Below are 11,706 nucleotides of genomic sequence, written 5' to 3'. Positions count from 1 at the left end.
TCTGCCCGGTGACGCCGTCTCGGTTGGACAGGGGGGCAGCGTCGCGGGGTTGAAAGGAGGTGGAGCCTCATCCGCCGAGACGGCAACCAACGTTCCGGCCGTCAGTCCTGCTGCGACGATGATCGTGCCGACAACAACACCGACCAGCTTCCTTCGTCGCGCCCTCATTGCTCTCTACTTGTCGTCTGTCGTTCCCGAGGTGGAGAGTTCGCTCAGATCGATCGGATGTGACCTGGGGAATCCGGCCGGTGCCTGGGTGAAGTCTGCTGAGCCCATGCAGTCGTCGCGTTCCGGTCCACCGTTGGGTGGCGGCGGCGCGACCGATCTGCCCGGTGACGCCGTTTCGGTCGGACAGGGGGGCAGCGTCGCGGGGTTGAAAGGAGGTGGGGCCTCATCCGCCGAGACGGCAACCAACGTTCCGGCCGTCAGTCCTGCTGCGACGATGATCGTGCCGACAACAACGCCAACCAGCTTCCTTCGTCGCGCGCTCATTGCTCTCTCCTTCCCTCAGCACGCCGGCAACTCCGTGCGCTCCGCAAACCAGCGACGCCATTGCGTAATGACCGTTTCGCAGTGGCGCATTGTCCATCCCCCTTGGACAAGTCCAGTTTGACACGACAGACAAAACAGAACAACACCGAAAATAGGGCGCGCGCGCGCGCGCTTGTCAAGGGCTGGAGACAACTCCAGATGAGGGCGTTCCGCCGCTCAGTCGGCCGGCTCGTTCTCGATCGCGCCGCGGCGCATCTTGCCCCACTGGCCGCGCTTTCTCCATACCTGGAACGTCGCAAGGAACCGCTCGAACGCCAGGATTTGGCGGTACCCCAGGGACTCCACCACGGCAGCCAGCAGCAGAGTGAGGCGATCGCGCGCGCGCGGGTAGCGCACGAGCAAGAGCATCTCGATGCCGGCTGCAAGCTCAGAAAGCAGTGCACCGAACAGCACGGCGAAGACGAAGAACAAGACGACGAACTGCATTGAGATCCGCCCCAGGGCAAACCCCACCGGGATGCTGATCAGCCCGAGAACCTCAATCACCGGGGCGAGGCCTTCGAAGAGCCAGAAGTAAGGAATGCCGACCATCCCCACCCGTCCGTAGCGCGGGTTTAGCAGCATACGCCGGTGTGTCCACAGGGTCTCCCAGAGACCGCGATGCCAACGATTCCGTTGCCGGCGCAAGGTGGAGAACTCGCTCGGAACCTCGGTCCAGCACACGGGATCCGGCGCAAAGACAATGCGATAAGGGCGACCGGATTCGCGGAAGTGTCTGTGGATCCGTGCGACGAGTTCCATGTCCTCGCCAACGGTGGATGTCTTGTACCCGCCCACGGCCAGGATTGCATCGCGGCGAAACAATCCGAAGGCTCCCGAGATGATGACCAATGCGCCGAACTGACTCCACGCCGCGCGCCCGGTGAAGAAGGCGCGCGCGTACTCAAGCGTCTGGAATCGCTCGATCCACTTCGTCGGCAACCGAAGACTGGTCACGACTCCGTCGCGGACAGTCGCGCCGTTCAGCGGGCGAACCGTTCCACCGACGGCCACGACGGTCTCGTCTTCGGAGAAGATCCGGTAGGCGCGAAGCAGGGCGCGCGCGTCCAGCAACGAGTCGGCGTCGACCGCGCACACAATGGGGTACCTCGCAAGGTTGATCCCAACGTTAAGCGCGTCGGCCTTGCCGCCGTTCTCCTTCTCGGCCACGATCAGGTTTGGATGGCGCACCGACCGGAGAACGCGGTGCACCGGCATCGTCGGCAGCGTGACGCGGTAGACCTCTGGAACCTCCACGAGCGCAAACGCCTCGATGAGACGCGTCACCGTCTCGTCGGTCGGTCCGTCGGCGATGACGACGACTTCATACTCCGGGTGATGCAGGCCCAGTAGCGCGCGCACACTGGAGACGATGCTCTGCTCCTCGTTGTAGGAGGGAACCAGAATCGAAACCGGCTTGTACGCCCCGCGCTCCAACAGATCCTGCAAGACGATTTCAGACATCCCGCGCGCGGCAACGATCACCGACCGCAACCCGAGGTATACGAACAACGCGTAAGTCAGGTTCAGCACCGCGAAGTAAATAAGAACGAACTGCTGAAAACCGACGACCAGGGCTTCAGCGGTTCTCACACCGCCTCCCGCATTCGCCTAGCCTCGGCGGGATCGATCTTGCCCGCGTCCAAGAGCGATTGCACGGCCATTTGTCGCGCATACTTGTCCGGGCTCCTCCGGGCGGCGTCCTCCAGGGCAGCGCCTCCGCGCGCGCCCATGCGGAGCAGAGTCTGCGCGGCGGACCGGCGAACCCACCACGATTGATCGGCGAGGAGACAGTGCAACTTCGGCACTGCGACCTCCGCACTCGCAAGCGCAAGCGCGCGCACAGCCTGCGAACGCACGAATTCCACCTCATCGCGAAGCGCGGCGATGATGCTCGGCTCGCTTCCCGGCGGGAGGTATCCCAGCCTGCACAGCGCGCGAATCGCCGAGGCGCGCACGTCGGAATGGGGATCCCCAACGAGCGCGGCGGCGTCGTCGGAGAGAGTCAGCAGACCCATCTTGCCGACCACACTCAAGGCAACCAAGACGTGAGATCGAGACGCATCCGGCGACCGCAGCAGGTCGCCGGCCACCTTTGACGCCACGTCCCCGAGCAGGATCAGGGCGTCTTCCAAGACACCCGCCGGCAGATCGGTGGTCCGAAGAGCCGCCGAGAACCGTTCCGTCGCGCGCGAGCGCACCGTACTCGACGGCATCGCGGCGATCGTTCGCGCAAGACCCTGCAGCGCCGCGCGACGAACCGACGGAGTCTCGTCGGAGAGAAACCCCATGAGGGGCTCGAACGCCTCGGGCGCGCGCACGCGGGCGAGGACCTCAAGGCCGTCAAGGCGTCCTGCGAGAGCCTGCCGCCCCCCTCCGGGGAGCCGGCGGCGGCGGAACCCGGCCCGCGCGCTCTCCAGCGCCATGCTGGGGATTCGATACGTTTGAAACAGCTCGTCAATCCGCGTCCCGTCAACACCGCGAAGAACCTCTCGCATCGCGATCAGCGCCTCAACACCGTCACGCGGCAGCGGTCCCTCCGGCGCCGCGGCGCCGCTGAAGACAACTCCCGCCCACAGTGATGCCCACTCGCCGATCCCTCCGACGACACCGGCGCGGCGTTGGGTAAGCACGTGGTAGAGCAGCACGAATGATGTGGCCAGCAAGACGGCAAGGCCGGTGGCGAGAACAGCTCCAATCACGATGTTGCGGAAAGCCGAATCCGGCAGCACTCCACCGGAACCGACCAAGGCCGCCCAAGACAGCACGGCCAGCACAACCGTCTCGAGCACGAAAAGCCCGAGGATTAACGAGGCGTAAAGTGCGTCACCTCGTCCGCGCCAAGTCCTCACGTCCCTCCACCCACTTGCGAATTCGCGACAGCAACTCGGTCGGGCTGAACGGCTTCGAAACGTAGTCGTTTGCGCCGGCTTCGAGAGCCTCCACAACGTTTTGCTCGTGCTTGATGGCCGAGAGAACGATCACGGGCGTCGACATGCCGACCTCTCTTCGCAAATAGGTCAGCAGCTCCAGCCCGTAGCCGCCGGGAAGCATCAGATCCAACAAGACGATATCCACGTCGTGCGTCGCGAGAACATCCTTCGCGGCAGACACATCGTGCACGACAATGGCCTCGTGGTCTTCCAGTTCGAGGACGTGCTCCAGAACGCGGCACACCACCACGTCGTCCTCTACGACGAGCACTTGGCCCACGGGGCAACCTTTCGACCGGACGAACACCGCAGGGGGCGCCCCGGCCTCAGTCTCGGATGGGTTAAAGCCTCACAAGCCTAGCGGACTACCTCAAAGGCGGTCACGCAGTCAGGCCGTGACACTTCTTGTACTTCTTGCCGCTACCGCACGGACACGGTGCGTTCCGAGGAACCTTGTCGGAGTGCGCGGTCTGAACGACCGCCGCCCTCTCCTCGTTGTCGGTCGATTCCTTTAGGAAGCGAAGTCGAGACTGTTTTTGGGCTTGAGCCTGTTCGGGGGCCTGCTCACGGACGACCTGGACATGGAACATGTACTGGATGAAGTCTTCCTTGATGGCTCCCTGAATCGCCTGGAACATCTCGTAGCCTTCGCGCTGGTACTCGATCAGCGGATCACGCTGACCGATCGCACGCAGGCCGATCCCCTCTTGCAGATAGTCCATCTCGTAGAGGTGTTCGCGCCACTTGGTGTCGAGCACCGACAACAGCACTCGGCGCTCGATGTTGCGGAACTCGTCTTCGCCGATCTCGGCCGCGCGCGCACGGTAGGCCGCAGTCGCCTCTTCGACGAAACGGTCGGCCACCTCCTCGACCGTCAAGTGCGCCAAGTCGAAGGACTCAGGCGTGATCTCGGTCGCATACACCGTCCGCATCGTCACGCACAGTTCGGCCAGATCCCACTCCTCGGGGTGTAGGTCCGAGTTGAGCGAGCCGAACACGATCGATTCGACGACGTCGTCAACGAACTGCTCCGCCATCTCGCCCAGATCCTCGCCGTCGAGCAACTGGTTGCGACGTTCGTAGATGACCTCGCGCTGCTTGTTGATCACGTCGTCGTACTTCAAGACGTTCTTGCGGATCTCGAAGTTCTGCTGCTCGCGCTGGTGCTGGGCCCGCTCGATCGACTTGGTTACCATGCGCGCTTCGATGGGGACGTCATCGGGGATCTTGAGTCGATCCATCATGCGCGTCACCATGCCCGTGGCGAACAGGCGCATGAGGTCATCCTCGAGCGACAAGTAGAAACGGCTCGCTCCGGGGTCACCTTGACGGCCCGACCGTCCACGCAACTGGTTGTCGATACGGCGCGACTCGTGACGCTCGGTGCCAAGCACGTAGAGGCCGCCGAGTTCGAGCACTTCGTTGTGCTCTTTCTCCCAGGTCTCCCGGCCGGCCTCCAACCTCCGCTTCAGTTCGCGCTCGTACTCGTCGGTCTCTGGAACGAACTCGTTGACGAGCAGATCTTGCTTGATCTCATACTCCGGACTACCGCCCAGGATGATGTCCACGCCACGTCCGGCCATGTTGGTGGCAACGGTCACCGAATGCTTGCGCCCGGCCTGAGCGACGATGTACGCCTCTCGCTCGTGCTGTTTTGCGTTCAAGACGTGGTGCGAGACCCCGCGACGGTCCAACAACCGCGCCAAGCGCTCCGACTTCTCGATCGAAACCGTTCCGACCAGAACCGGTTGCCCGCGCTCGTACCGCTCGGCGATGTCGTCGACGACGGCGTTGAACTTCGCTTCCTCGTTCTTGTAGACAACATCGGGCTGATCTAGCCGAACAACCGGTCGGTTCGGCGGAATCTCCACGACACCCATCTTGTAGATGTGTTCGAACTCCGCAGCCTCGGTGACCGCCGTTCCGGTCATGCCCGAGAGCTTGTCGTACATGCGGAAGTAGTTCTGAATCGTGATCGTGGCGTAGGTGATCGTCTCTTCCTTGATGCGAACGTTCTCCTTGGCCTCGATCGCCTGATGCATCCCCTCGGAATACCTGCGACCTTCGAGCACTCGACCTGTGAACTCGTCGACAATCTTCACCTCGCCGCCGGTCACGATGTAGTCGACGTCGCGCTTGTACAGCTCCTTGGCCCGCAACGCGTTCTGCAGGTAGTGCACAAGCTGTGACGACACCTGGTCGTAGAGGTTCTCAATGCCGAGAACTCCCTCGACCTCGTGGACTCCCTCTTCGGTGACCGCGACGGTACGCTTCTTCTCATCCACCTCGTAGTGAACGTCGGGATGCAGCCGAGGCACAATGCGAGAGAACGTGCGATACCACTTGGCAGACTCCTCGGCCGGACCCGAGATAATCAGCGGAGTGCGAGCCTCGTCGATCAGAATCGAGTCGACCTCGTCGACAACCCCGAAGTGGTGGCCGCGCTGAACCCTGTCCTCTGAGACCCACGCCATGTTGTCCCGCAGGTAGTCGAAACCAAACTCATTGTTGGTCCCGTAGGTGATGTCGGCGGCGTACGCCGGTCGGCGCTGCTCGGGTCGCTGGTTCGCCTGGATGAGCCCAACTGACAGCCCCAGGAACCGGTAGATGCGACCCATCCACTCCGCGTCGCGGCGTGCCAAGTAGTCGTTAACGGTCACGACGTGAACACCCTTGCCGGTAAGAGCATTCAGATAGACCGGCGCAGTTGCCACGAGGGTCTTTCCTTCACCCGTCTTCATCTCGGCGATGAACCCCGAGTGCAATGCCGCGCCTCCAACGAGCTGGACGTCGTAGTGGCGCTGCCCCAAAGTCCGCCACGCGGCCTCACGAACGGTCGCGAAAGCCTCGGGCAACACGTCGTCGAGTTCCTCCCCGTCTGACAGACGGGAGCGGTAGATGTCGGTGAGCGCGCGCAACTCGGCGTCCGAGCGCGCCTTCATCTCATCCTCGAAGGATGCACTCGCTTGCGCGAAGCGAACACACTGCTTGAGGCGTCGGCCTTCACCGAGGCGCAGGATCTTCTGCAGAGGGGATGCCACGAGAAGCGGTTTCTACTGGATCTCGAGGAGCTTCTCGCGAACCGCGTACACGACCGCCTGCATCCGGGAGTGCAAGTGCAACTTCTCAAGGATGTTGCGGATGTGGTTCTTGACGGTGTTTTCGCTGATGAAGAGCTCCTTGGCGATGTCGCGGTTATTGCGTCCTTTCGCGACCAGGCGCAGCACTTCCATCTCCCGCTCGGTCAGCCGAGGTTGAGATGCAAGGGGCTTCTCGTCGCCCTTCTTGACCATTGTGGCGAACTCGGCCAGAAGCTTCGACGCCATCGACGGGCTGATCATCGACTGCCCGCCCTGCACGGCCCGGATCGCGCCTGCGACATCCTCGATGGATATTTCCTTCAACAGGTAGCCGCTGGCTCCCGCCTTGATGGCATCGTAGAGATCCGCCTCCTCATCGGAGATCGTGAGCATGAGGATCTTGGCATGCGGCACCAAGTCTTTGATCTGCTGGGTGGCCTCGATGCCTCCCCGGCGCGGCATCCGCACGTCCATCAAGACAACATCGGGCATCGTCTCGGACGCGATCTGGATCGCCTCGGTCCCGTCCGAAGCCTCACCTACCACCTCGACGTCCTTCTCTTGCTCAAGAACCATGACGATGCCACGGCGGAACAAAGCATGGTCGTCCACGATGAGGACGCGAATCGGCTCCTCGCCCGCCGGCGGTGTGGTTACGCTCTCGTTCACGTCCCTCCTCCGACCACTAGTCGCGCTCGATCAACCCGAACGAGCCATCATGCCGCCGGTATACAACGCCGGCGTGCTCACTCTCAGCGTCAACGAATAGATAGAAATCATGGCCAAGCATTTCCATCTGGAGCACGGCCTCCTCGGGTGTCATCGGCTTGACCGCAAATCGCTTCGTACGCGTGATGTGCGGCCGATCCTCTTCGCCCGTTTCTTGCTCTCCATCCGATTCTATCGGACCAAGAGCCCCGTTCCGTGAGATCGGGGCCGAAACAGACTCATCGGGACTGAGGGCAATGCCCGAGATGCCCCGGCTTGTCCTGCTTCCCCTCTCGACGAACTTCCCCTTCAGTCGTCGAACCTGCGCTTCAACCTTGTCCAGGACGCGGTCAACTGCGGTGGCGGCGTCGGTACCGCTCGCGCGCGCGCGCAGCACGCGGGTCTTCGTCGTGAGCGTTATCTCGACGATGTGCTTGTCGGAGATCCGCGGGTTGTGCTCCTCGGAGAACTCGATCTCCGCAGTCTGAATGCTGTCCAAGAACCGACTTACCTTCTCGATCTTGTTTGTCGCGAGTTCCTTAAGTGAGCTTGAAACATGCGTGTGGTGGCCCTTGACGATCACCTGCATTGAACCCTCCCGTCCACGGCCCATTTCCACTTTTACGAGGTTCCGCCCGGCTGACCTGGTCTTTGACCCCACACTCGCCTGCCGGGAAGCTCGAGACCTTGCGCTCACAGTGAATCCTGACGGACCCAGCGCTTGCGGCCGCTTACCTCCTCTCGCGCACGGATCCGGCGGACCCGCCACGGCAGGACTTACTCCTAAGTGGCACCATGCTCAGCAACCACGGGTTGCCTTACGTGGGTCGTTTCGCCCGCCACTAGCATCGACTTGGCAGTCCTTCCGGGCTGCCTCAACCACAGACCCAAGCGGAACCTCAATGATGATTCTATAGGGCTCGGGCGAATGTGAGAACGTCGATCTCAACAACGCCCGCATTCAGCAGTGCCCGGGCGCATTCAGCCGCAGTAGCCCCGGTCGTCATGACGTCGTCCACCAGCAGCAGCGAACGGGGAGGACGGGCAACAGCCGCGAACGCCCCCCGAAGATTCTCGCGACGCTCAAGGCGGCCCAAACCCGCCTGGTCCCTCGTCTCCCTGGTCTTGCGCAAGGTTCCAACGCATTGCACACCAAGGGCGCGCGCAACCTGCCGTGAAAGCTCGCGGGCCGGGTTGAAGCCGCGAACCGCGACCGCGCGCCGTGTCGCCGGTACGAACGTCACTGCGGTTCTCGACAGCCCCGCGGACGACTCAACCATCGCGGCGGCGAGGCCGTGCGCCGCGCGCCGCTCTCCACCGAGCTTGAACGTCATCAGCGCATCGCGCGCCGGCCCCTCGTAAACAGCCGCCGCGCGCGCGAAACGCCACGGAGGACGCGCGCGGCAACACGCGGCACACCCCGCCACCGGGCGCATTGACGGTCGCCCACAACGGTCGCAGCACGCCTCGATGCGCGGGAAGGCGGCCGCACACGCCGAGCACAACCATCCCGAACTGAGAACGCGGCACGACAGGCAACGAGGGGGAAACAAAAGGTCCGAAAGCCGCACGAAAACTACGCTATTCCAACCTGACGCACCGTGTAGCGGTGCGCGATCGGAGTGCTCGGAGTGTAACGATGGACCGGTTCGCGACGGAGTCGCTCGTCTACGCGCGGACCGCCCGACGAACCTGCGCAGCAAGAGAGCGGCGATACGGAGCGCGAGCGACTCCTTGCTCGGTAACAATCGCGGTGACCAGGTCGGCCGGCGTGACGTCGAACGCCGGATTGCGCGCGGCAGTCCCCTTCGGGGCGATTGCCGCGCCTCCGAAGGAAAGCACCTCCGATGCCGCGCGCTCCTCGACCTCGATGCCGCTCCCGGACCGGGTCTTCAGGTCTACGGTCGTGGTCGGGGCGACGATCACGAAGGGGATCCCCGCCGCGCGCGCCGCCAGCGCGTGAGCGTACGTACCGACTTTGTTTGCGACATCGCCGTTAGCCGCAATGCGGTCGGCGCCGGTCATGACCAGCGACACCTCGCCGCGCGCGATGAGGCCGGCCGCCGCGCCATCGACGATCAGAGCGTGCTCGATGCCCAGCCGGCCGAGTTCCCACGCCGTCAGGCGCGCGCCTTGCAGCAGCGGCCGCGTCTCGCACGCGAACACCCGCACTGCGAGCCCTTGCTCGTGCGCGTATCCGATTGCCCCCAGCGCGGTGCCGCGCCCGCCGGTTACCAAGAAGCCGGTGTTGCAGTGCGTAAGCACCGTCGCCCCCGCAGAGAAGAACTCGAGGGCGTGAGCGGCCATCACCTCGCACGCGCGCTCGTCCTCGGCGTGGATGGCGAGCGCCTCTTGCAGGAGGCGCCGCGCGAGGGCGGCCGGACCGAGCGATGTCGCCTCGGCGCGGGCGACCGCGAGTGTTCGCTCGATTGCCCACGACAGATTCACGGCCGTCGGCCGCGTCGCGGCGAGAAGCGCGCCGGCCTGCTCGGCGCGCGCCAGAACCGTTGCCGAACGGGAAGCGCGAGGCCGAAGCGCGGCCTGTGCAACCCCCATCGCTCCGACGATTCCAAGAAGAGGAGCCCCGCGCACGCGAAGAGTCGAAATCGCCTCGGCGACCTCTTCAGTCGTGCGCAGCGTGCGCCTCACCAGCCGGTGCGGCAGCAACGTCTGGTCGATGACGACGATGTCGCCGCTTCGCCACTCGATAGCCCGCATCACGGGCGGCAGCATACCGGTGACGCGGTCGCCGTACAGACGACCGGCTAGACGGGCGGCCGCAAGGCCGGCCGCGGCCAACCCAAGCGTGTAGTTCCCAGTCGCGGAGGTGACCCTAAACGACGCGGCCGCGCCGATTCCCGCCACCGCGAATTGACCCAGGGATAGCTGCCCACCGAGTCCGGTAACCACTCCGATGGAGAGCCCGACGAGCGCGAACCGTCCGGTGAAGCGGTGTCTGATGCGCGCGCTCACCCCGTCTCCTATCCTTTTCGCATCTGCCGCACGGGAGGTCCACCGATGGGAAGCACCGCACCGGAAGTCATCGCAGAACTGCGCGCGTTTCTCGGCGACCGGCTGTCCACGAACGCCGCCGTACGCGAGCAGCACGGCAAGGACGAGTCCTACCACACGCCAATGCCTCCGGATGCCGTCGCATTCCCAAACGACACCGCGGAGGTAAGCGAGATCGTCCGCATTTGCGCACGGTCGGCCACGCCGGTCATTCCCTTCGGCGCCGGCACATCACTGGAAGGCCATGTGACTGCGGTTCACGGCGGCATTTGCGTCGACCTGTCCGGCATGAACGCCATCGTTTCGATCAGCCCCGAAGACCTCGATGCGACCGTTCAAGCCGGGGTCACCCGCAATCAACTCAACGAACGCTTGCGCGATCACGGCCTGTTCTTCCCGGTGGATCCCGGCGCCGAGGCGACGCTCGGCGGCATGGCCGCCACCCGCGCGTCCGGCACAAATGCCGTTCGTTACGGCACGATGCGCGACAACGTCGTGAGCCTGACGGTAGTGCTCGCCGACGGCCGCGTAGTGCGCACGGCGCGGCGCGCGCGCAAATCGTCGGCCGGCTACGACCTCACGCGACTGTTCGTCGGATCTGAAGGCACCCTCGGGATCATCACCGAACTGACGGTGCGGCTGTACGGAGTGCCGGAAGCGATAGCCGCCGCAGTCTGCTCCTTCTCCGACATCGCAGGTGCGGTGTCCAGCGTCATCGAGACCATCCAGCTTGGAGTTCCGGTCGCGCGCATCGAGCTGCTCGACGAGGTGCAGATGGACGCCGTCAACAAGCGCTCGGACCTTCACTATCCGGTCGCCCCGACCCTGTTCTACGAATTCCACGGGACCCCTGCCGGCGTCGCCGAGCAATCCGAGATCGCGCAGGCCGTAGCGGTGAGGCACGGAGGGGCCCGGTTCGAATGGGCGACTAGCCCAGAGGACCGCACGCGCCTGTGGCACGCGCGACACAACGCCTACTACGCCGGGCTTGCTCTGCGCCCCGGCGCGAAGGGCCTCACCACCGACGTATGCGTTCCGATCTCGCGGCTGGCGGAGTGCGTCGTGCAGACGAAGGAGGACCTCTCGCGTTCAACCATCCCCGCGCCGATCGTCGGCCACGTCGGCGACGGCAACTTCCACGTGCTTTTGGTCATCGACCCACAAGACCCCGAGCAGCTCGCCGAGGCGGAGCAGTTGAACGAGCGAATCGTGGCGCGCGCCCTAGCGATGGACGGCACATGCACGGGAGAGCACGGCGTCGGCCTCGGGAAGATGCGCTTCTTGGATGCCGAGCACGGTGAGGCACTTGAGATCATGCGCACGATCAAACACGCGCTGGATCCGCTCGGCATCTTGAACCCGGGGAAGCTCGTCGCGATGTGGCCGAGTCACGCCAGCGAACGAGTCCCGCCCGAGTAGGTCGGCGCCGAACCACGTCGCAT

At 64.2% G+C, this 11,706-nt stretch carries 10 protein-coding genes; 1 reads left to right on the top strand and 9 read right to left on the bottom strand.

All coding sequences use genetic code 11. The features are described 5' to 3' along the window. Positions 1-174 precede the first annotated feature (174 nt). From WDA27_09735 to mtnA, 9 genes are all read right to left on the bottom strand, one after another. The gene (locus WDA27_09735; protein MFA5891213.1) at positions 175-492 is read right to left on the bottom strand and encodes a hypothetical protein; all 318 of its coding nucleotides are present in this window, start codon (positions 490-492) and stop codon (positions 175-177) included. 216 nt (positions 493-708) lie between these two features. Then, positions 709-2,124, bottom strand: coding sequence for a glycosyltransferase (locus WDA27_09730; GenBank protein MFA5891212.1), 1,416 nt, complete (start codon positions 2,122-2,124; stop codon positions 709-711). Beyond that, entirely contained in the window at positions 2,121-3,323 is a 1,203-nt protein-coding gene (locus WDA27_09725) for a HEAT repeat domain-containing protein (protein ID MFA5891211.1), read from the bottom strand. The genes WDA27_09730 and WDA27_09725 overlap by 4 nt, the downstream gene beginning before the upstream one ends. Before the next feature lie 34 nt (positions 3,324-3,357). After that, positions 3,358-3,744 (bottom strand): response regulator transcription factor, encoded by a 387-nt coding sequence (locus tag WDA27_09720; protein MFA5891210.1) that lies wholly within the window; start codon positions 3,742-3,744, stop codon positions 3,358-3,360. 100 nt (positions 3,745-3,844) lie between these two features. After that, complete coding sequence (secA, locus tag WDA27_09715) at positions 3,845-6,505, bottom strand: preprotein translocase subunit SecA (GenBank protein MFA5891209.1); 2,661 nt, start codon at positions 6,503-6,505, stop codon at positions 3,845-3,847. 12 nt (positions 6,506-6,517) lie between these two features. Beyond that, positions 6,518-7,213 (bottom strand): response regulator transcription factor, encoded by a 696-nt coding sequence (locus tag WDA27_09710; protein MFA5891208.1) that lies wholly within the window; start codon positions 7,211-7,213, stop codon positions 6,518-6,520. A 16-nt stretch (positions 7,214-7,229) separates the two neighbouring features. After that, positions 7,230-7,865: a ribosome-associated translation inhibitor RaiA gene (gene raiA / locus WDA27_09705; GenBank protein MFA5891207.1), complete on the bottom strand. Its 636-nt coding sequence runs from the start codon at positions 7,863-7,865 to the stop codon at positions 7,230-7,232. Positions 7,866-8,163: 298 nt separating this feature from the next. Then, positions 8,164-8,823, bottom strand: a complete 660-nt coding sequence (locus WDA27_09700) for a ComF family protein (protein ID MFA5891206.1) — start codon at positions 8,821-8,823, stop codon at positions 8,164-8,166. A 97-nt stretch (positions 8,824-8,920) separates the two neighbouring features. After that, complete coding sequence (gene mtnA / locus WDA27_09695) at positions 8,921-10,225, bottom strand: S-methyl-5-thioribose-1-phosphate isomerase (GenBank protein MFA5891205.1); 1,305 nt, start codon at positions 10,223-10,225, stop codon at positions 8,921-8,923. Positions 10,226-10,270: 45 nt separating this feature from the next. On the opposite strand from mtnA, the gene WDA27_09690 reads away from it, so the two are divergent. After that, positions 10,271-11,683: an FAD-linked oxidase C-terminal domain-containing protein gene (locus WDA27_09690; GenBank protein MFA5891204.1), complete on the top strand. Its 1,413-nt coding sequence runs from the start codon at positions 10,271-10,273 to the stop codon at positions 11,681-11,683. Positions 11,684-11,706 lie beyond the last annotated feature (23 nt).

This window comes from Actinomycetota bacterium, from assembly GCA_041658565.1.
In the GTDB taxonomy this organism is placed as follows: Bacteria; Actinomycetota; AC-67; order AC-67; family AC-67; genus JBAZZY01.
Note: the sequence above shows the minus strand (reverse complement) of the source record. Positions and strands in the feature narration are given on the sequence as shown.

Excerpts from the sequence above, each read along its gene's own strand:
- WDA27_09735 (MFA5891213.1), bottom strand. The coding sequence starts at position 492 with ATGAGCGCGCGACGAAGGAAGCTGGTTGGCGTTGTTGTCGGCACGATC.
- raiA (MFA5891207.1), bottom strand. The coding sequence starts at position 7,865 with ATGGGCCGTGGACGGGAGGGTTCAATGCAGGTGATCGTCAAGGGCCAC.
- WDA27_09690 (MFA5891204.1), top strand. The coding sequence starts at position 10,271 with ATGGGAAGCACCGCACCGGAAGTCATCGCAGAACTGCGCGCGTTTCTC.